The sequence below is a fragment of the Kitasatospora sp. MAA4 genome (genome assembly GCF_029893355.1).
In the GTDB taxonomy this organism is placed as follows: domain Bacteria; phylum Actinomycetota; class Actinomycetes; order Streptomycetales; family Streptomycetaceae; genus Kitasatospora.
Genome location: NZ_JARZAI010000002.1, coordinates 430,478 through 451,180, shown reverse-complemented (window position 1 = coordinate 451,180; position 20,703 = coordinate 430,478). Strand labels below are relative to the sequence as shown.

Genomic DNA, 20,703 nt, shown 5'->3' with positions numbered 1-20,703 from the left:
GGGCGGGTCGTCAGGCAGTCGCGGGGGCGGCCGGGACCTGTTGGGTGATGCAGTGGACGCCGCCTCCGCCGTACGCGATGACCCGGGTCCGCACGCCGACGACCTTCCGGCCGGGGAAGGCGCGGGCGAGCACGGCCAGCGCGCCCTCGTCCTCGGGGTGGTCCGCGACGGGGGCGACGACGCCGCCGTTGGCGAGGTAGAAGTTCAGGTAGCCGACCTCGATCCGCTGGCCGGCGACCTCGACCCAGGCGGCCTGCGGGAGGTCGATGATCTCGAACGGTCGGCCCTGGGCGTCGGTCGCGTGCTCCAGGACGGCGCGGTTGGCGCGCATCCGCAGGTAGTCGGGGTGCTCGGGATCGGCCGGCAGCTGGACGACGACCCTGCCGGGGGCGACGAAGGCGCAGACACCGTCCACGTGCCCGTCCGTCTCGCTGTCCAGCAGCCCGCCGTACGGCAGCCAGATGACCTTGGTGACACCGAGCCGGGCCTTCAGCTCGGCTTCGATCTCCTCACGGCTCATCCCCGGGTTGCGGTTGGGGTGCAGCAGGCACTGCTCGGTGGTGATCAGGGTGCCTTCGCCGTCGACGGTGATCGCACCGCCTTCCAGGATCATCTCGGAGCGGATCACCGGAAGGCCGAGGTGCTCCAGCAGCAGCGCGCTCACCTGGTCGTCGGCGTCCCACGGGTGGTGCTTGCGGCCCCAGGAGTTGAACCGGAAGTCGACGCCGGCGCGGTGGCCTTCCTCGTCGAGGACGAGGATCGGCGCGGAGTCGCGGAACCAGGAGTCGTCCATCGGCAGCTCCACGACCGTGACGCCGTCGCCGCACCGCTCGCGGGCCTCGGCGCCGTGTCCGGGCGGTGCTGCCATGGTGACCGGCTCGAACTGGGCGATGGCCCGGGCGACCGCGGCGTACTCGTGCTTGGCCTCGTCCAGGGTCTCGCCCCAGAGGTCCGGCCGGACCGGCCAGCCCATCAGGCAGCCCTCGTGCTCGGTCCATTCGGCTGGCATACGGAAACTCACGGCAACCTCTTCCTGTGGCGGGCGTTGTGCAGGACCTGCTTGGCCCCGCATCCTTCACCGAACTGAAAATTCAGTCAAGACTTCCGTCCTCACGAGACCTCATCGCAACCCGTGACAGGAACGATCACCGGCGTCAGGCCGCCAGTCTGGCGACCATGGCGGCGATGACCAGGGGTAATAGACCCCGACCATCCCTGATTAATAAGTCAGTAACCTGCTAGGGTCAGCGCTCATGTCGGACCGTCGGACGGAAATACTCAGGGCAGCCACCCGCGTCATCGCGCGGCGCGGCGTGCGCGGACTGCGCGTGGGCGAGCTGGCCCAGGAGGCGGGGGTGTCGACCGCGCTGATCTACTACCACTTCACCGATCGCGCCGGGACACTGCGCCGAACCCTGGAGTTCATCAGCGACCGCGCCGACCGCTACACCGCCGAGCGCAGTCCCGGAACGCACCCCGACGACGCCCGGGCCGACCTGGAGCAGGTCCTGCTGCTCGAACTCCAGGACACCCCCGAGGTGCGGGAGAACAGCACCGCCTGGGGAGAGCTGCGCGCCAGCGCGGTCTTCGAGCCCGACCTGCGCGAGGACCTGGCCCGGGCCACCCACACCTGGGTCCACGAGATCGCCGACCTGCTCGCCCGCGCCGATCCGCTGGGCACCGCCCCGGCGCACGCGGCCGCCGCCGAACGTCTGACGGCCCTCATCGAGGGCCTCAGCGTCCGCTGGCTCAGCGGCTCGCTGCCGCTGGACCACGCCCGGCACCTGCTCGAAGGCGCCATCGACGCCGAGCTGGGTTCCGGCTGAGCCCCTCCTGGTATTCCGGTCAGTGGGCCGCCCCGGAGGTCGCGTAGGGTGTCGGACCATGGCCGGTCGTAGAACAGCAATCATGGAGGCCGCCGCGCGGGTGATCGCACGGCGCGGGGTACGCGGGCTTCGCGTGGAGGAACTCGCCGCGGAGGCCGGCGTGTCCACCGCGCTGATCTACTACCACTTCAAGGACCGCACCGGGATCCTCCGCCAGACGCTCGAGTTCATCAGCGACCGCGCCGAGCGCTACACCAGGCAGCAGCTGGACGGCGGCGAACCCCTCAGCGCCCGCGAGGAGTTGGAGCTGGCCCTGCTGCTCGAACTCCAGGACACCCCCGAGGTGCGGGAGAACAGCACCGCCTGGGGAGAGCTGCGCGCCAGCGCGGTCTTCGAGCCCGAGCTGCGCGAGGACCTGGCCCGGGCCACCCTGATCTGGATCCAGGAGATCGCCGAGATCCTCGGGCGGGTCCAGCCGATGGGATCGGCGGTGGCACTGGCCGGCGCGGCCGAGCGGCTGACCGCCCTGCTGGAGGGGCTGAGCGTGCGCTGGCTCAGCGGCAGCCTGCCGCTGGAGCACGCCCGCGCCCTGCTGACCGCCGGCATCGACGCCGAGGTCAGCCGACTGCGCCCGTAGGCGCCCGGCGTTCGATCCGGGCGCCGACACGCACCTCGATGCTTGACTGAATTTTCAGTCAGTGCCACAGTGTCCCCATGAGTGAGCCGCACACGCGCCCCCAGGTGCCCACGGACGACGTCCCGCACACCCGGACGTGGATGTCCTGGCCGTCGCGCAAGTCGGTCTGGGGACGTCAACTGCGCGGAGTGCAGCAGGACATCGCACTGATCGCCGGCACGATCGCGCGCTACGAGCCCGTGGTCATGTGCGCACCGGACGACTACTCGGTCGCGCAGGCCCAGCACGCCTGCGGCCCCGCCGTGTCCGTGATCGGCTCGATCCCGACCGACGACCTGTGGATGCGCGACATCGCGCCGGTCTTCCGGCGTGACGGTCGCGGCGGCCTCCAGGCCGTCGGGCTGAACTTCAACGGCTGGGGCAGGAAGCAGGTCCACGCCGACGACGCCCGCGTCGCCGAGAACGTCGCCCGCCTGATCGGCCTGCCCTTCGTCCGCGCCGACTTCGTCGGTGAGGGCGGCGGCATCGAGACCGACGGTGACGGCACCGTCCTGGCGACCGAGAGCAGCCTGGTCAACAAGAACCGCAACCGCGGCTGGAGCCGCGACGAGGTCGAGGCGGCCGTGCTCGACGCCTACGGCGCGGACAGGATGATCTGGGTGCCCGGCATCAAGGGCCGGGACATCACCGACAACCACATCGACGTCACCTCCCGCTTCGTCCGCCCGGGCCTGGTGCTGGTCCAGCTGCCGCCCGACGACCGCAAGGACGCCTGGGCGCGGGACGCGCGCGAGCAGTTCGCCGTCCTGAGCGCGGCGACCGACGCGCGCGGACGCCGACTGGAGGTCGTCCGCGTCGACGGCCCGGACAGCGTCCGCTCGCGACGCTCCGACTTCGTCGACTCGTACCTCAACTTCCATGTCGTCAACGGCGCCGTCATCGCCGCCCAGTTCGGCGACGCCGCCAAGGACGCAGCCGCCCGCCGGACCCTGGAGGCGGCCTTCCCCGGCCGTGACGTCGTCCAGCTCGACGTCGACCGCCTGATGGCAGGCGGTGGCGGCATCCACTGCTCGACGATGCAGGAACCACTCCCGTAACACGCAACCCCCGGAGAACCAGATGTCCCTGTCCGCCCTTTCCCGCCGCAGTGTGCTGCGGTCCCTCGCCGGCGCCGGCGTTGTCGCGCTCGGCGCCACGGCCTGCAGCGGGCCCGCCGATGCGGCTGACCCCGACGCACCGGCCGGGCCCGCCCAGACCGGTCCGTCCGGCGCGATACCCGGGCGCAGGCTCGGTGCCGAGTGGGAGAAGCACGCACGTACGTTCATGGTCTGGCCCGCGTCAGCGGACGTCTGGGGCGGGCAACTCGACGCCGTCCGCCAGGACATCGCGAGTGTGGCGCGGGCGATCGGCAGCCGCGAGCCGGTGGTCCTGCTGGTACGGCCCGGCCAGGAGGCCTCGGCGCAGAACGCCTGCGGCTCGGACGTCGAGCTCTTCCCGACCCCGGTGGACGACCTGTGGGCGCGCGACACCGCGCCGGTGTTCGTCGAGGAGGCCGGGAAGGTCAAGGGCGTCGACTTCAACTTCAGCGGCTGGGGCGGCAAGCAGCAGCACGCGAACGACGCCGGCGTCGCCCGCGCGATCCTGGCCGAGTACGGCATCGACCGGATCCCTACCCCGATCGTCGCCGAGGGCGGCTCCTTCGAGAGCGACGGCCAGGGCACCCTGCTGGTCACCGAGAGCTCGGTCGTCAACGACAACCGCAACCCCGGCAGGAGCCGCGACCAGGTCGAGGAGGAGCTCAGGAGGGCCCTGGGCGTGACCAAGGTGATCTGGCTGGCCGGCGTGCGCGGCAAGGACATCACCGACGCGCACGTGGACTGCCTCGCCCGCTTCGCCGCCCCCGGCGTGGTGTTCCTGGACCAGGCCTTCCCCGGCACGCCGGCGGACGTCTGGTCGCGCTCGGCCGACCAGGCCCGGTCCGTCCTGGCGGGCGCCACCGACGCGACGGGCCGCAAGCTGACGGTCATCGAGATCCCGCAGCCGGACCCCGACCGGATCACCGGCCGCGGCGACGCCTTCGTCTCCTCGTACCTGAACTTCTACGTCAGCGACAAGGGCGTCTACCTGCCGCTGTTCGGCGACCCGAAGGCCGACGAGCACGCGCAGGCACTCATGAAGGACCACTTCCCGAACCGCGAGATCGTCCCGATCCAGATCGACACCATCGCCTCCGGCGGCGGCGGCATCCACTGCTCCACCCACGACCAGCCGGCCGGGTGACGCCGTGCAGCTGACTCCGACCGAGCGCGACCGGCTGCTGATCTTCACCGCCGCCGAACTGGCCCGGGCCCGCCGCCTGCGCGGGCTGCGGCTCAACGTGCCCGAGGCCACCGCGCTGATCGCGGACACCGTCTGCGAGGCGGCCCGGGACGGCCTGCGGCTGGCCGAGGCGATCGAACGCGCCCGCTGCGCACTCGGCCCGCAGGACGTCCTGCCGGGCGTGCCGGACCTCGTCACCGAGGTCAACGTCGAGGCGGTGTTCGCCGACGGCACCCGACTGGCGGTGGTCGCCGACCCGTTCGGCGGCGGGAGCCTGGGCGAGGCCGCGCCCGGTGCCTTCATCTCCACCGCCGACACCACCTACCTGCCGCGGCCGGTCCACACCCTGACGGTCCGAAACACCGCGACCGTGCCGGTGAGCGTGACCTCCCACTTCCACTTCTTCGAGGCCAACCCCCGCCTCGACTTCGACCGCGGCACCGCCTACGGCATGCGTCTGGCCGTCCCGGCCGGTTCGTCCGTCCGCTTCGACCCGGGCGCGGTGGTCGAGGTCGGGCTCGTCCCGATCGGCGGCGCCCGCGTCGCGATCGGCTTCGCCGGCCTGGTCGACGGCCCCCTGGACGCCCCGGGCGCCAAGCAGCAGGCACTGCACAGAGCCGCCGCGTGCGGCTACCTCGGAGCCCTGACCGACGAACCGGAGGACGATCGATGAGCACGACGATCGAACCGCACGAGTACACCGCCGTGCACGGCCCGCGCGCCGGCGACCGGGTGCGCCTGGGCGACTCCGGCCTGGTGGTGCGGGTCGAGTCCGACTCGCAGCTGCCGGGCGAGGAGTTCCTGGTCGGCTTCGGCAAGACCGCCCGCGACGGCATGGCCCTCAGGGCCGCCACCGTCCGCGACACCTGCGACGTGGTGATCAGCAACGTGCTGGTGATCGATGCGGCGCAGGGCATCCGCAAGACGTCCATCGGCATCCGCGAGGGCCGGATCGCCTCGATCGGACGGGCCGGCAACCCGGACACCCTCGACGGGGTCGACGTGGTGGTCGGCACCGGCACCACGATCGTCTCCGGCGAGGGCATGATCGCCACCGCCGGCGCCATCGACACCCACGTCCACCTGATGTCCCCGCGGATCATGGAGGCCTCGCTCGCCTCCGGTGTCACCACCATCATCGGCCAGGAGATCGGCCCCGCCTGGGGCGTCGGCGTCAACTCGCCCTGGGCGCTGCGGCACGCGTTCAACGCCTTCGACGCCTGGCCGGTCAACATCGGCTTCCTGGGCCGCGGTTCGTCCTCCGACCCCGGTCCGCTGGTGGAGGCGCTGGCCGAGGGCGGCGCCTGCGGCTTCAAGGTGCACGAGGACATGGGCGCGCACACCCGTGCGTTGGACACCGCACTGCGCGTCGCCGAGCAGCACGACGTCCAAGTCGCCCTGCACACCGACGGGTTGAACGAGTGCCTCTCCGTCGAGGACACTCTCTCCGTCCTGGAGGGCCGCACCATCCACGCCTTCCACATCGAGGGCTGCGGCGGCGGACACGTCCCCAACGTGCTCAAGATGGCCGGCGTCCCGAACGTCATCGGCTCCTCCACCAACCCCACCCTCCCCTTCGGCCGGGACGCGGTCGCCGAGCACTACGGCATGATCGTCTCCGTTCACGGGCTGAAGACCGACCTGCCGGGCGACGCCGCGATGGCCCGCGACCGGATCCGCGCCGGGACCATGGGCGCCGAGGACGTCCTGCACGACCTCGGCGTCATCGGCATCACCTCCTCCGACGCCCAGGGCATGGGCCGGGCCGGCGAGACCGTCCGCCGCACCTTCGCCGTGGCGGCCAAGATGAAGGCCGAGTTCGGCCCGCTGGAGGGCGACGGGACCGACGACGACAACGCCCGCGTCCTGCGCTACATCGCCAAACTCACCATCAACCCGGCCATCGCACACGGCCTCTCGCACGAGGTCGGCTCGATCGAGGTCGGCAAACTCGCCGACCTCGTGCTCTGGCGGCCCGCGTTCTTCGGCGCGAAGCCCCAGATGGTCCTCAAGGCCGGCTTCCCCGCCTACGGCGTGACGGGCGACCCGAACGCGGCCACCGACGCCTGCGAACCGCTGGTCCTCGGGCCGCTGTTCGGCGCCCACGGCGGCACCGCCGCCGACCTGTCGGTCGCGTTCGTCAGCCGTGCCGCCGCCGAGTCCGGCTCGCTCGGGCGTCCGCACGACGCCATGACCACCCGGCGGCGCCGGGTGGCGGTCGCCGGAACCCGGGGGATCGGCCCGGCGGACATGATCCGCAACGCCCGCCTGGGAGACGTCCAGGTCGACCCCCGCAACGGCCTGGTCACCCTCGACGGCTCCCCGGTACGGTCCGAGCCAGCGCAGACCGTACCGCTCAGCCGCCTGTACTTCCTCTGACCGCCGGCTGCTGCTGCGTCGCGCAGTGGATACCCCCGCCCCCGGCGGCGACCGCGTTGATCGACACCTGGACGACCTGCCGTCCCGGATGGAGGTCGGCCAGGATCCCCGCCGCCCGGTCGTCGGCGCTCTGGTCGCCGAACTTCGGCGCGATCACACCGCCGTTGACCACGTAGAAGTTCAGATAGGTCGCGAGGAAGTCCTTGCCCTGCCCCTCGGTCCTGGTGGGGTCCGGCTCGGTCAGCTCGACGACCCGCAGCTTGCGCCCCTTCGCATCGGTCGCCGAACCGAGCACCTGGAGCGCCTGGTCGGAGGCCTGGGACCAGACGTCCGGCGGGGTGTCCGGCGCCGGCCGGTGGAGGACGACCACGCCCGGCTCGGCGAACCTGGCCAGGGCGTCGATGTGGCAGTCGGTGATGTCCTGGCCGGCGACGCCCTGGATCCACAGGACCTTCCCGACCCCCAGCAGCTCCTTCAGGTCCGCCTCGATCTGATCGCGGGACCGGCCGGGATTCCGGTTGGCGTTGACCCAGGAGCTCTCCGTGGCCATCAGCGTGCCGTCACCGTCCACCTCGAGGGCACCGCCCTCACCGGTGAGCGGTGCCTGGACGCGGGGGATCCCGTACCTGTCGAGGAGGTTGCGGGCGACCAGGGCGTCGTCGGCGTGCGTCTGCTTCCCGCCCCAGCCGTTGAAGTTGAGGTCCACACCCGACAGCCCCTGCGGTCCGGTGACGAACGTCGGACCGGTGTCCCGGGCCCACAGGTCGTCCACCGCCAACTCGATCACCTCGACCGAGGAGCCGCACATCTGCCGAGCCTGATCGGCCTGGTCGGACCGTGCCATCAGCACCACGGGCTCGAACCCGGCCACGGCCTTCGCCACGTTCGCGATGTCCTGGCGAACCGCCGGAAGCTGACTCCCCCACACCTCCTCCAGCGCCGGCCAGGCCATGAACGTCCGGGTGTGCGGGAGCCATTCGGCCGGCATCGAGCCTCCGGTGCTGCTCGCGCTCGCACCGGAGGAGCCCGACGAGCACCCGCCTGCCATCGTCAGCGCCGCACAGGCCGCACCGGACCGCAACAGCGCCCGCCGGGAAAGATCACGGATCTCCATGCTCACGGCACCGTGACGACGACCTTGCCGCGGATGTGCTTGCCCGCGAAGTCGGCGACCGCGCGGGCCGCGTCGGCGAGGGGGTAGCTCGCGCCGATCTCCACCCGCAGCGTGCCCTCGGCCGCGCGGGCGGCCAGCTTCTCCAGGTCTCCCGGCTCGGAGGTGAAGCCCCCGATGTAGACGCCCGACACCTCGCGGCCCAGGTCATCGGGGCCGAAGAGCGGGGAGACCAGCCGGCCGCCGGGACGCGCCGCGCGCGCCGAACCGACCAGTCCCTCACCGCGGTTGACCAGGTCGAGCACCACGTCCACCCCGCCGGGCACCAGGCGCAGGGTCTCCGCGACGACGTCCGCGGCCTTGTAGTCGACCGTGCCGGCGGCGCCGAGAGACCTCATGTACTCGGCGTCCTCCGCCGTGGCCGTGGCGATCACCTGGGCTCCGAGTGAGGAGGCGACCTGCACGGCGTACAGGCCGATGCCGCCGGTGGCGCCCACCACCAGCAGGCTCTCCCCCGCGGCGAGCCCGACCGCGCGCAGCAGGCACATGGCCGTCAGCCCGGACTCGGGAATCGCGGCGGCCTGGGCGGCGGCAAGCCCCGGGGGCCGCTTGGCGAACCTGTCGGCGACCGTCGCCACCGTGTACTCCGCGACGGTCCCGCCCTGGCCGACGAAGGCGAGCACCGGGTCGCCGAGCGCGTACTCCGTCACGCCCTCCCCCAGCTTCGCGACGGTGCCGGCCACGTCCATGCCGATGACCAACGGGTGCTCAACGGGGAACATGTCCTTCATCGCGCCCGTGATCAGCGCGAGGTCCAGCGGGTTGAGCGCGGCGGCCTCCACCTTGACCAGCACCTGCCCCGGCCCGGGGGACGGTGTCGGGTGGTCGGTGACGGAGATCCGGTCGAGCGTCGCGTACTCGGTGGCCACCAGGGCTTTCATCGACGAACTCCATTCCCAAGGCAGAAGACAGGCAGAGGACAGGACGGCCCAGCGCCGCCGCCCCCTTTCTACGCCGCGCACCGCCCGCGCACGGGGAGGCGGTGCCGCAGGCGTGCCGGTCGTCCCCGCTCCGGCGGATGGAACCGGCGGGCGCTCCGATCCGTCCAAGGCCCGAAACCGCAACAGAAGCCCGCACAGCATGGGAGCACCGACAGATGAACAGGCGCCTGGCAGCCCTCGCAGTGTCCGCAGCGATCGTCGCAGCCCTCGCGGCCTGCTCCTCGACGGCCAAGCCACTGCCCTCGCACACCTCCCCGTCCCCGATCGCGTCCTCCTCCAGCGTGCCGGTCGGCACCCCCACCGCCACCCCCACCTCCTCCAACACACCCACCGCCACCCCGACGCCTTCGGCCGGTCCGACCTCCGCCGGTACGCCCTCGTCGACGCCCGCGCCCGGCAGCAGCACAGGGCCCGTCACCGTCCCGTCGAGCGGCAGCCAGTTCCCGGTCGATCCGATCCACCGCCACAGTGCGTCGCCCAGCCCGTCCCGCTGACGCCGAGTCACCCCCCTGGCAGGTGCTGGACAACGAATAGATCAATATTTGACCTACCGGCACCGGCGCACCCCACGCCGTGATCGAGTCTCCCTCGCCGGTGCCGCCGAGCAGGAATCCCCCTGCCGGCGGCATCGCGAACCGTCAATGACGACTGGGAGGTTCTGTTGTCGGCAGCACTGCGCACCAGGCGATGGCTCACGATCTGCGCCCTCGCCGCAACCCTGGGACTGGTCGGCTCACCAGCCGGCGCCACCCCGCTGCACCCCGCCCTGACCCATCCCCCACTCAACTCCGCCCTACGGCCGCTGGACGGCGGCACGGGTGACGGCGGCGGCGAGGCTGACGAGATACAGGAGGGCGCCGACCAGCGCGCCGAGGCCCGTACGTCCCCCGGCACCGTCGCACCGGGCGCCTTCTCGGCCGCCTGGAGCGCGCTGCAGGCACTGCCGGGAACCGGCGGCGCCTGGAAGCACCTGACCGGCCTGCCCTACAACTCCGACGACCCCCGCTACCGTGACGTCTCCTCCAACTCCAGTGCGGGGATGGGCAACGTCACCGGCCGGATGGCGGCCGTGGCGGCCGACGACTCCGGACACGTCTACACCGGCAGCGCCGGCGGCGGCGTCTGGCGCTCCTCGGTCGGCGGCGGCCAGTGGCAGCCGATCAGCGACCAGCTGCCCACCCAGGCCACCGGCGCCCTGGCCCTGGACGCCCGGGGCCGGCTCTGGCTCGGCACCGGCGAGGCGACCACCAGCTCGGACGCCTACCTCGGCAGCGGCGTCTACGTGCTCGACCACCCCCAGCAGGGCACCTTCAGCACCCGCAGCCGGGTCGGCGGCGCCGAGCTGGACAGCACCACCATCCACGAGCTGCGCTTCGGCGGCGACCGGGTCTGGGCCGCCACCAGCAAGGGCGTCTGGAGCCACTCCATGACCGACCTGCGCGGCGCATGGACCCTGGAGTTCGCTCCCAACCCGGCCTACCTGCCGGGTGGTTCGCTCGCCACCGACCCGAGCGCGCCCTACCAGAACATCACCAACGACGTCGCGATCGACCCCAAGGACCCCTCCAAGGTGGTTCTCGCCGTGGGCTGGCGCAGCGGTGACGCCTACAACGGGTTCTACAGCAAGGCAGCGGACGGCAGTTGGCAGCGGCTGACCGCGCTCGGCGACCTGCCGACGGATGCCGCGAACGTCGGCGAGGTGACCTTCGCCCGCTCGGCCGACGGCTCGCGCTACTACGCCATCGACCAGTCGCCCGCGCTCCAGGCGACCAACCCGGACAGTGCGCTGGCCGGCATCTTCGTCTCCAAGTCCGGTTCCCCGCTGGGCCCCTGGACCAGGATCGCGGACGACAAGAAGCTCGCCGCCTCCGGCTCCGCGCTGACCATGCCCGGGGACCTGCCGGGCCTCCAGTCCTGGTACGACCAGTCGCTCCAGGTCGACCCGAGCAACCCCGAGCACGTCTACGCGGGTCTGGAGGAGGTCTTCGAGACCACCGACGGCGGCTCGAACTGGAACACGGCCGGACCGTACTGGAACTTCAATTTCCCGTGCTGGAGCATCGATCCGACCCAGCAGAGCGGCAGCTGCCCGCAGACCACGCACCCCGACCAGCACGCGCTGGCGGTCGGCAGCTACCACGGCACGCCGTTCCTCTTCGCCGGCAACGACGGCGGCATCTACCGCCGCCCGCTGAACGGCGCGGTGGACGCCTCCGGCCACGGCACCGACTGGGCCTCGCTGAACGACGGCACCATCGACACCCTCCAGTACTACTCGGTCGGCGTCGGCAAGGACCTCACCTACGGCGGCGTCTCGGTCACCGGCGGGCTTCAGGACAACGGCCAGTCGATGCTGCGCGGCCGCGACACGGTGATGGGCTCCAACTTCGGCGGCGACGGCGGCGAGACGCTGACCGACCCGGCCAACGGCTGCAACATCGCCCAGGAGTACGTCTACCTGGCGATCAACGTCACCCAGAACTGCGCGGTCAACGACGGCAGTTACCTGGTCGACCCGACCAAGGCGACCACCTTCTCGGTCGCCCCGCCCGACAACGCCCTCTCCGGCGCCGGGGCCCGCTTCATCGCCCCGCTCGCCGCCGACGGGCAGAACGGCAACCTCTGGATCGCCGGCGGCCGACACGTCTGGGTGCAGAACCAGGGCTACGCCATCCGCAGCTCCAGCGCCTGGACCAGCGCCTTCGACCTGGGCGCCGGGCATGTCGCCACCGCCGTCGCGGCCTCCGGCGGCAAGGTCTACGCGGCCTGGTGCGGACCGTGCGACAGCCAGGGCTTCGCCCGCGGAATCGCGGTCGGCAACGCCGACGGCACCGGCTGGCAGCAGCTGAACCTGCCCGTGGACGCCACCGTCCCCAACCGCTACCTCTCCGGCCTGACCGTCGACCCGGCCGACTCCGCCCATGTGTTCCTCACCGTCAACGGCTTCTCCCGCGCGTGGACGGCCGGACCGGGCGCCGGCGTCGGCCACGTCTTCGAGTCCACGGACGCCGGAGCGCACTGGAGCGACATCTCCACCGACCTGCCGGACGTCCCGGCGGACTCCCTGGTCCTCACCAAGGGCGGCGGACTGGCCCTCGGCACCGACCTCGGCGTGCTCTACCGCGCCCCGGGCCGCACCGACTGGAACCGCGTGGGCCGGCTGCCGGCCGTCGCCGTCGACCAGCTCGAACTGGGCCCGGACGGCCGCCTCTACGCGGCCACCCACGGTCGCGGCATCTGGTCGATCTCCCTGCGCGACTGCGGGGAGCAGGACTAGCAGCTAGCAGAACAGCAGTGGGAGCCGGTCCGCCGACCGGCTCCCACGACCGAGCGCACTGGTACAGGCTTTCGGCCTGTACCAGTGCGCTCGGTTGCTTGTCAGGTGCTACCAGGTGCTGCGGGTCAGGAGACGTTCACCGCGGCGTCGTCGATGACGAAGCTGGTCTGCGCCGAGGAGGAGTTCTCGACGCCGGTGTACTTCAGGGTGACCGTCTGGCCGGCGTAGGCCGAGAGGTCGACGGTCTCCTGGGTGTAGCCGGTGTTGGCGTTCACGTTGGAGAACGTCTGGAGCGTGGTGCCGTTGGCCGTGACGGTGAGCTTGTCGGCGGCGGTGGTACCGGTCTTGGCGGTGTCGATGTGCAGGAAGTAGGTGAAGCTGGCCTTGCAGCCGGCCGGGATCTTGACGGCCTGCGACAGGGTGTCGGTGTGGGCACTGCCGTAGCCGTCCAGCCAGGCGTCGTAGCTGCCGGAGTTGGCGGGCTCGGAGGTGGTGTCGCTGTTGATCACGCCGGAGGTGGCGGTCCAGGGAGCGGCGCTACCGGTCTCGAAGCCGCCGTTGCCGATCAGCTGGGCCGGGGTGCAGCCGGTGGAGACCGGGGCGACGGTGAAGCTGAAGGTGCTGCTGCCCGTGGCGCCGGTGCTGTCCTTGGCGGTGACCGTGACGGACGAGGTGCCGGCGGCGGTCGGGGTGCCGGTGATCAGGCCGGTGGAGCTGATCGACAGGCCGGCCGGCAGGCCGGTGGCCGAGTAGGTCAGGCTCTGGGTCGAGTCGCTGTCAGTGCCCTTGACCTGCAGGCTGACGGCGGTGCCGACGGTGCCGCTCTGGTTGCCCGGGGCGGTGACGGTGACCGTGTTGGAGCCGGTCGAGCCGCCGCCGACGATCGGGTGCGAGATGGAGCACGCGTTGGTGTCGTTGGACCAGCTGGCCTGCTCGGCGAAGGTGCCGGTGCCGAACGCGACGTTGGCCGCGCCGCCGGTGGTGCCGGGCTTCAGCCAGGCGCACTCGTCGGAGTTCTCCTGGCCGTTGTAGGTGGCGTCACCGGTGTGGTTGGTCCAGCCGCCGGCCGGGTTCTGGTCCGACATCATCTCGTGCCACTCGTGGCCGAGCGTCATGGTGTAGCCGTCGAGCGTACCGGGCGAGTTGACGAAGCCGACGCCGCAGCCCGCGCCCTGGTCCACGTTGTACGGCTGGTTACTGAACGCGATGTCGCCGTAGGGCGAGCTGGCCGCGCCACCGTTCAGCGTGGTGTCGCCGTTCCAGTCGTGCCAGGCGCAGTAGCCCGTGTTGGGGTCCTGGTAGCCGTCCGGGTCGGTGCCGTGGGGCGACAGGACGATGTAGTAGGCGTCGCGGTTGGCGGCCGGCGTGGTGTTGCCGAAGTGGCCGGCGGCCTTGACACCTTCCTGGGCCAGCTGGTTGCCGGTCGCGGCGCTCGGCGAGGCGGCCGAGTTGTCGTACCAGATACCGGAGAGCACGCCACCGGCCTGGTACGGGATGAAGTTGGCGTTCGACGGGCAGCTGGTCGCGCCGCTGGCCACGTTCGGGCCGTCGCACCACTGGGTCAGGTCGGCCGACCACAGCTCGTTGTTGGTGCCGATGCCCTTGAACATCTTCTGGGTGACCGGCGCGGTGCCGCTCGGGTCACCGGTGAAGGTCGCGTTGCCGCTGGAGTCCGTGCCCTGCGTGCCCCACTGGCTGCCGTAGAACACCAGGTAGACCTTGGAGTGGCCGCTCTGGACGCCTATGCCGTCGACGCCGCCGCCGTAGGACAGCGTCTCGGGGCCGGTCGCCGCGGTGGTGGCGGCGTGGCTGGTGGCCCAGCTGTTCATCTGGGTGTGCTGCTTGAGCGTCGGCACCGCGCCGTGGCGGTACGCGTGCTGGTACGACGGGCTGAACGGGTTGGCGCTCTGCGACGCCGCGGCCGGCGCGCTGGGCGCGGCGGCCTGGGCCGGAGCGGCCATCAGGCCGGCGGCGGCGACGGCGAGGGAGACTGCGCCGGTCAGCGCGGCCCGCCGCGCGAGGCGCGTGGTGTGGGGGCTACCCATGGGGGAGGGTTCCTCTCGTGAACCCGCCGTCCACACTCCGATCGGGAGTCGGGCGGCGGCTTTCCAGAACGTGGGCCGATTGGCCCGCCGGGACCGTGCTCTCGCCATTCCGCTATGCGCCCGGGTGGGGAAAACGGGCGCACTGAAGAGGGTCGCGGAAAGGAATAGAGGTCTGGACCACGACAACTGTCGGTCAGTCACTACCAGGTCGGTGATGCCGCCGCCGTCGCGCTGAAGCAAATCAGAACAGCTGAACAGCGGTCAACAGGCAATTCTCAGGTTTCCACCGGGCAGTTCCCAGATGTGCGGGAAATCCGCAGGTCAGCGTGATCATCGCGCGTAGCACCGACCCCCCGGAATAGCACTTTGGGGCATCTGGAAACAGATTTGAATTCACCACGGTTGCATCACAGTGGTATTCACTGAATAACAAACGGCAGAGACAGGCACATTCGGTTCTGCCCGCTTTTCGGCTGACTTCGGCTCAGCCGCCGGCGCCCGCGTCGCCGTGGTCGCAGGCGGTGCCGTCGTGGTCGGTGTCCAGGCCCAGCCGGTCGCGGCCGTGGACGGCCAGAGCGGGGTAGCCGTGGGCCAGCAACCAGCGGCACCCGTCGCCGGGGGCGGTGCCGGCCGCGGCCGGAAACGTCCACGGCACGCAGACGTTGATGTCGCCGTAGGCGTGGTCGCACCCGTCGGCGGTGGCCGCGACGGGCGCGCCCCCGGCCTGCGGCACGGCCGCCGACCGCCTCGCCGGGGCGCTCAGGCCCTGGGCGAAGTCCATGACGTGCGGGGCGGGCCGCTGCCGCTGCTGCGCCGCGCCCGGCGGGACCGGGCGGGACTGGGCGCCGGTGGCCGGGAGCATCAGGGACACGCCCACGGCCAGGCCCACGACGGTCAGCAGCCCGGCGGTCTTCGTACCAGGAAGGTTCACACGAGTCTCCTCGGAGCAGGAAGATGACGGAACGTCACATCAGATGGACCCACTGCGCCACCGAGGGCACGCCGTTCGCGTTGACCGCGAAGAGCATGTAGTACCCGGGCGGCGCGAGGTTCGGGTTGCTGGTCACGTTGAGGTTGACGCTGCCGTCCCCGTTGACGCTCAGCGGCAGGTCCACGAAGCGCTGGTTGGGGTCGGAGGAGTGCGTGACGGCGGCCGGGCGGATCAGCTCGGCGCGGACGATCGGCGCGTCCACGGTGATGTGCTGGCTGGAGCCGTAGGACCACATGGTGTCGGCCACGCTGGTGATCTGCGGGCGGGCGCCCTGGTAGAGGTAGGGCGGGGTGTAGAGCGAGACGTGCATGTCGAAGCTGCCGTTGCCCGGGTTGTCGCCCACCGTCATCACCCGGCCGTCGGGCAGCAGGAAGGAGGCCGAGTGGTAGGTCCGCGGGATCGGGTCGGTGGCCATCGCGGGGGTGAAGGTGTTGGTGGTCGGGTCGAACATCGAGGCCTCGAAGACCGGATCGGCCCGGTTGTGCAGGCCACCGTTGGTCTCGAAGACCTGGCCGTTGGGCAGCAGCACGGTGGAGACGTACATCTTGCCCTGGGCGCCCGACTCGGGGCTGCCGTCGGCCAGTTTGCCCTGCGGAAGCAGCGGACCGGGCGTGTACGCGGGGGCGGCGGCCTTGAGGTCGACGATGTCGGTCTGCCGTCCGGCGTCCACGTTGCTGACGATGTTGCCGCCGCCGACGGTGAGCACCCGCTGGTCCTGGGCGGGCGGCAGCATGACGCTCATCGACTGGTCGCGGGTGTCCTTGCTCTGCAACCCGGGGACGTCGGTGACGGTGTTGGCGTTGTAGTCGTAGATCGAGGCACCCGCGCCGGGCGTGCCGTTGCCGAAGACGTGGCTGCCGGTGTAGAAGAGCCGGCCGTCCTGCATCAGCACCATCGAGGGGTACAGGCCCCAGAAGTTCCAGCTCTGGTGGACCTTCCAGGTCGGCTGCCAGGTCTGCGCGGCGGCGGAGTACAGCTCGGTGGTGACGCTGCCGCTGGAGTCCCCGCGCAGGCCGCCGAAGCTGACGATGTCGCCGTCGCCCATCTCGGTGGCCGAGGGGTACCAGTGGCCGTCGTTCATGTCGTTGGTGCGCGTGTAGGCCTGGGTCGCCGGGTCGAAGACGTACCCGGTGTTGAGGCCCTCGTAGCCGTGGCTGGCGTCGGCGGCGGGGTAGGACTTGGTGCCGCCCACGATCAGCACCCGGCCGTCCGGCAGCTGCACGTGGCCCGAGCAGAACATGTCGGCGGGCGTCGGGATCTGATGGAACGTGCCGTTGGACGGGTCGTAGACGGCCGAGGTGAAGGTACCGGCGGCGAAGGCCATCGGGTCGTTGCCGGAGCCCGCCATCAGCAGCACCCTGCCGTCGTGCAGCACGATGGCGTGCATGCTGCGCACCGGGTTCAGGAACGGCATCACCTGCCAGGAGCCGGCGGTGCAGGCGCTGCCGGCCGTGCAGACCGAGCCGGTGGCCGGCACGGTGGCGTCCTCCATGGTGTAGTCGTCGGTGGTCAGCGTGCCGTTGCCGTACACCGTGACACCCCAGCTGATCTGGTCGGTGTTCGGCGGGACGACCGGGGTGCGCACGCTGGTGTGCGTGTAGGCCGAGGCGACCGGCAGGGTCGCCAGGTCGGTCCAGTACTGCCAGCCGCCGGCGACGTCGTGCCGGAAGGCGGTGACCACGGTGTCGGGCGTCGTGGTGGTGTACCAGACACCCAGGTCGTACTGGTGGTCCGGCGTCACCGACGGGGCGCAGGACGGGTTCTCCACCATCATCGCCTTGCGGTCGCCGCTGGTGACGCCCGCGACGGTGATCCGCATGGCGTGGGTGCCGCTGTGCGAGTCGGAGGTGACGGCGTAGTTGACGGTTCCGTTGCCCCAGCCGGACTGCTCCCAGCAGACCGGGAACCCGTTGGCGTCCAGCGCCTCCAGGCTCGGGTTGACCACCAGGTCGGCGCCGGCCCAGACGGGCTGCGCGCCGAGCATCAGCGCCAGCAGCGCGAGCACCGCGGCGTAGACGGGCACGGCTTTGGGTCGGGATGTGCGGGTCACAACTCAGCTCCTCCAGGGGTCGGGTGCGGGTCCTACTGCGCGGCGTCCTTGACGATGCGCCGTATCTCGATCCGGTCCGCCTGCGTGTCCCCGAAGGAGGCGACGACGGCGGAGTGGGCGAGGGCCGCGCGGACGGTCGGCAGGTCGTTCGGGTCCTGGCGCAGGGCGGGGGTGGAGACGATGTAGTCGAGGCTGCGCCAGCCCAGCGGCAGCGTGGCGGCGACGGCCGGGTCGAGGTCGACCTTGTAGAACCAGATCACCCCGCTGCCCGGCACGAAGCCGTCGCGCACCAGGTCCAGCCAGAGCGCGTCGTCCACGGTGATCCGGGTGTGCGCCGGGTCGGGGAGCTCGGCGCGGATCCAGCGGGCGGTGGCGTCGTACTGGGCGTTGGCGTTGACGGTGAGCGCGGTCCGGTCCCCCGCGTACCAGCGCGGCACCGTCCAACCGGCCGCGAGCACGGCGGCCAGTGCCAGCACGGCCCAGCGCAGCGGGCGCAGCCCGACCCGGGGGACGGCGTGCAGCACCAGGCGCGCGCCGTGGTGGGCCGCGCCCGCCAGGGCGAGCGCGAGGAAGGGCAGCGCCTGGATCACGTACATCGCCGGCAGGTAGCCGGCGCCCGGGCGCAGCACCACGGCCGCCAGCAGCAGAACGGCCAGCGCGGGCGCCCGCAGCCGCCGCGAGCCGAGCAGCGCCAGCGCGGCGGCCAGGCCGCCGGTGATCAGCACCCGGTCGTAGTAGAGCCAGGAGTCCAGCACCCGGCGGGAGCCCGAACCGGGCGTCAACACCGATCCGGAGCCTGCCCGTTGGAGCTGGAACAGCAGCCCGCCGAGCAGCGAGACATGGCCCGGGCCCGGTATCAGCTCGCCCTTGAGCGCGGCGTACATCGGGTAGCCCAGGGCGACCAGGGCCAGCGCGCTGCCGAAGCCGACCAGCGAGAACTTGCGGGTGCTGCGGTCGCAGTGCTGCCAGAGCAGCAGCATCAGCGCGGGCAGCAGCACCGCGGCGGTCTCCTTGGAGAGCACCGCGACACCGGCGCAGACGCCCGCCGCGACGTGGTGCCACAGGTGCTTGCGCGGGGAGGCGGCCAGCGCGAAGGCCGCCAGTATCCAGAGCACCGCGAAGTTGTCCAGGAAGAGCTCGCGTTGCAGGCCGACCGCGAGCGGGCTCAGGCCGAACAGCAGGACGGCGAGCGCAGCGGCCCAGCGCGGCAGGCCTGTTCGGCGGGCCAGCAGGTGGAGCAGCAGCGCACTGGCCGCGGTGACCGGGAGCATCGCGATCCGCAGCTCGGCGGTGAGGACGTGCTCGGGGGAGGCCAGCAGCTCGGGCAGCCCGGAGAGCACGGCCAACTGCACCCAGCCGAGCGGCGGATGGTCGTACCAGTAGGTGTAGGGAGCAAGTCCCCGGTGGTGCTGGACGGCCCAGGCCTGGGCCAGGTACGTCCCCTCGTCGTCGCTGACGGCGGGGAACCCGGCGATGTTCCAGGCCTGCACGGCGAGGACGGCGAGTGTGACGGCGAGGGCGGACCAGCCGTCAGGTCCGAGCCGGCGGACCGAGCGCTTCAGGAGGGGTGGCCGGACTTCCGGTGGGGTGATCGGCGGGCGGGCGGCCGTGTCCAGCAGCGCGGTCAAGGATCTTCCTTCTCAACGGAGCGTAGGCATGGGAAAGCAGCGTCGAATAGCCGACCGGTATCGTTCGGCTCCCGACTGTCAGCACAGGATGTTTCGGGTTTTCACTGGAATCCCGTGGCCTGTCGGCGGCGGATTCCCGCGCACCTCAGCCGAGATGCGCGCCCACGTGTCTGGTCAGTTCCCAGCCGCGCTGGCCGCGGTGCTCGCGCCAGACCGCGCGCAGCGCCGCCCCGGCCAGCACCACCTGGTAGAGCGGGCCGCCCGCGATCAGCTTCAGGTAGTGCACGGGCCGCACCCGCAGGTCGTACTGCACGCCGAAGTCGTGCAGGGCGACGGCCTCGAAGGCGATGGTGGCGAGCGCCGGAACGGCGGGGACGAAGGAGAAGAGCGCCACCGAGACGGGCAGCTTCACGCTCAGCGCGAGCAGCAGGTCGATCGGGATCACCACGCCCGAGAACGCCTGCAGGAACGGCGTGGTGAGGGTCCATCGGGCCAGCAGCCGCTGGCGCAGCGAGGGCAGCCGCCGCCACTCCTTCTTCCGGTAGACCTGGAGGAAGCCCTGGTTCCAGCGGGTGCGCTGCTTGAGCAGGCTGTAGAGGGTGCCCGGGGTCTCCTCCCGGGTCACCATCGCGCTGTCGTACGCGACCACCACCTTGGCGCCGCCGCTGGAGAGCCGGACGCCCAGGTCGCAGTCCTCCGCCAGGCAGTCCTGGTCCCAGCCGCCGGCCGCGCGCAGCACCTCGGTCCGGACGAAGACGGTGTTGCCGCCGAGCGGGATGAAGCCCTTCCTGGCATGCAGGTGCAGCCGGCTGCGGAACCAGAAGAAGTACTCCAGGCAGTTGCGCAGGCTGTACCAGCTGGAGTGGAAGTTGATCAGCTGCACGCCGCCCTGCACCACGGCGGCGCCGCTGGCCCGGAAGGCGTGGTCGACGTGGGCGAGCAGGTCCGGGTGGACCTGGTCCTCGGCGTCGAAGACGCCCACCACCTCACCGCGGCAGTACGGGAGCGCGGTATTGAGGGCCTTCGGCTTGTTCTTGACCTCGTGGGTGTCCGTGACCACCCGCACCCGCTCCGGCGCCCGGTCGGCCATCCGCAGCGCCACCTCGGCGGTCTGCGGGTCGTCGTGGCCGACGATCACGAGGATCTCGTACGCGGTGTGGCCGGATTCCAGCAGCCGTTCGACCGTGCGCTCCAGCACCTCCTGCTCGTGCCGGGCCGGGACCAGTAAGGAGAACGAGAGGCCGCAGACGCCGTCCGCGGGCCCGAAGCCCGTGCCCGCCAGCGTCTCCGGCGTCCGCCAGGCGTGCAGCATCCACCAGAGGGTGAGTGCCGCCATCCAGAACAGTATTCCGGACACCGTGATCATGAATAAGGAAGTCAGCATCTGCCCTCCATCGGCCACCGGCCGACGCCCGCCCCTGGGTTGAATCCGCTCACCC

The 20,703-nt window shown here is 71.5% G+C and carries 16 protein-coding genes; 8 read left to right on the top strand and 8 right to left on the bottom strand.

Features of this window, described 5'->3' with window-relative positions; genetic code table 11:
* Positions 1-10 precede the first annotated feature (10 nt).
* On the bottom strand, positions 11-1,009 hold the full coding sequence (locus tag P3T37_RS04325; protein ID WP_280722050.1) for an agmatine deiminase family protein: 999 nt from the start codon (positions 1,007-1,009) through the stop codon (positions 11-13).
* Between the two features lie 244 nt (positions 1,010-1,253).
* On the opposite strand from P3T37_RS04325, the gene P3T37_RS04320 reads away from it, so the two are divergent.
* The 6 genes from P3T37_RS04320 to P3T37_RS04295 all read left to right on the top strand — a co-directional run bounded on the left by P3T37_RS04320 (position 1,254) and on the right by P3T37_RS04295 (position 7,161).
* On the top strand, positions 1,254-1,826 hold the full coding sequence (locus P3T37_RS04320) for a TetR/AcrR family transcriptional regulator (RefSeq protein ID WP_280722049.1): 573 nt from the start codon (positions 1,254-1,256) through the stop codon (positions 1,824-1,826).
* A gap of 58 nt (positions 1,827-1,884) precedes the next feature.
* Positions 1,885-2,463 (top strand): TetR/AcrR family transcriptional regulator, encoded by a 579-nt coding sequence (locus P3T37_RS04315; protein ID WP_280722048.1) that lies wholly within the window; start codon positions 1,885-1,887, stop codon positions 2,461-2,463.
* Positions 2,464-2,540: 77 nt separating this feature from the next.
* Positions 2,541-3,560, top strand: coding sequence for an agmatine deiminase family protein (locus tag P3T37_RS04310; protein WP_280722047.1), 1,020 nt, complete (start codon positions 2,541-2,543; stop codon positions 3,558-3,560).
* 22 nt (positions 3,561-3,582) lie between these two features.
* The gene (locus tag P3T37_RS04305; protein ID WP_280722046.1) at positions 3,583-4,743 is read left to right on the top strand and encodes an agmatine deiminase family protein; all 1,161 of its coding nucleotides are present in this window, start codon (positions 3,583-3,585) and stop codon (positions 4,741-4,743) included.
* 4 nt (positions 4,744-4,747) lie between these two features.
* Complete coding sequence (gene ureA / locus P3T37_RS04300; RefSeq protein ID WP_280722045.1) at positions 4,748-5,455, top strand: urease subunit gamma; 708 nt, start codon at positions 4,748-4,750, stop codon at positions 5,453-5,455.
* Entirely contained in the window at positions 5,452-7,161 is a 1,710-nt protein-coding gene (locus P3T37_RS04295) for an urease subunit alpha (RefSeq protein ID WP_280722044.1), read from the top strand. The genes ureA and P3T37_RS04295 overlap by 4 nt, the downstream gene beginning before the upstream one ends.
* Here the strand turns inward: P3T37_RS04295 and P3T37_RS04290 are convergent.
* Both P3T37_RS04290 and P3T37_RS04285 read right to left on the bottom strand, forming a co-directional pair.
* Entirely contained in the window at positions 7,139-8,275 is a 1,137-nt protein-coding gene (locus P3T37_RS04290) for an agmatine deiminase family protein (protein WP_280722043.1), read from the bottom strand. The genes P3T37_RS04295 and P3T37_RS04290 overlap by 23 nt on opposite strands.
* A gap of 2 nt (positions 8,276-8,277) precedes the next feature.
* Positions 8,278-9,213 (bottom strand): NADP-dependent oxidoreductase, encoded by a 936-nt coding sequence (locus tag P3T37_RS04285; protein ID WP_280722042.1) that lies wholly within the window; start codon positions 9,211-9,213, stop codon positions 8,278-8,280.
* Positions 9,214-9,428: 215 nt separating this feature from the next.
* Between P3T37_RS04285 and P3T37_RS04280 the strand changes: the two genes are divergently transcribed.
* Together P3T37_RS04280 and P3T37_RS04275 are read left to right on the top strand one after the other, a co-directional pair.
* Positions 9,429-9,767: a hypothetical protein gene (locus tag P3T37_RS04280; RefSeq protein WP_280722041.1), complete on the top strand. Its 339-nt coding sequence runs from the start codon at positions 9,429-9,431 to the stop codon at positions 9,765-9,767.
* 167 nt (positions 9,768-9,934) lie between these two features.
* Positions 9,935-12,550: a glycosyl hydrolase gene (locus P3T37_RS04275; RefSeq protein ID WP_280722040.1), complete on the top strand. Its 2,616-nt coding sequence runs from the start codon at positions 9,935-9,937 to the stop codon at positions 12,548-12,550.
* A 125-nt stretch (positions 12,551-12,675) separates the two neighbouring features.
* On the opposite strand, the gene P3T37_RS04270 is transcribed toward P3T37_RS04275, so the two are convergent.
* The 5 genes from P3T37_RS04270 to P3T37_RS04250 form a co-directional block, all read right to left on the bottom strand.
* Positions 12,676-14,595 (bottom strand): putative Ig domain-containing protein, encoded by a 1,920-nt coding sequence (locus P3T37_RS04270; protein WP_280722039.1) that lies wholly within the window; start codon positions 14,593-14,595, stop codon positions 12,676-12,678.
* Positions 14,596-15,079: 484 nt separating this feature from the next.
* Positions 15,080-15,526 carry a hypothetical protein gene (locus tag P3T37_RS04265; RefSeq protein WP_280722038.1) on the bottom strand — a complete coding sequence of 149 codons (447 nt, stop codon included), beginning with the start codon at positions 15,524-15,526 and terminating at the stop codon, positions 15,080-15,082.
* Between the two features lie 34 nt (positions 15,527-15,560).
* Entirely contained in the window at positions 15,561-17,570 is a 2,010-nt protein-coding gene (locus P3T37_RS04260) for a galactose oxidase early set domain-containing protein (protein WP_280722117.1), read from the bottom strand.
* A 98-nt stretch (positions 17,571-17,668) separates the two neighbouring features.
* Complete coding sequence (locus P3T37_RS04255) at positions 17,669-19,198, bottom strand: glycosyltransferase family 39 protein (protein ID WP_280722116.1); 1,530 nt, start codon at positions 19,196-19,198, stop codon at positions 17,669-17,671.
* A 211-nt stretch (positions 19,199-19,409) separates the two neighbouring features.
* A complete protein-coding gene (locus tag P3T37_RS04250; RefSeq protein WP_280722037.1) occupies positions 19,410-20,648 on the bottom strand; it encodes a glycosyltransferase in 1,239 nt (412 codons plus the stop codon).
* Positions 20,649-20,703: the final 55 nt, after the last annotated feature.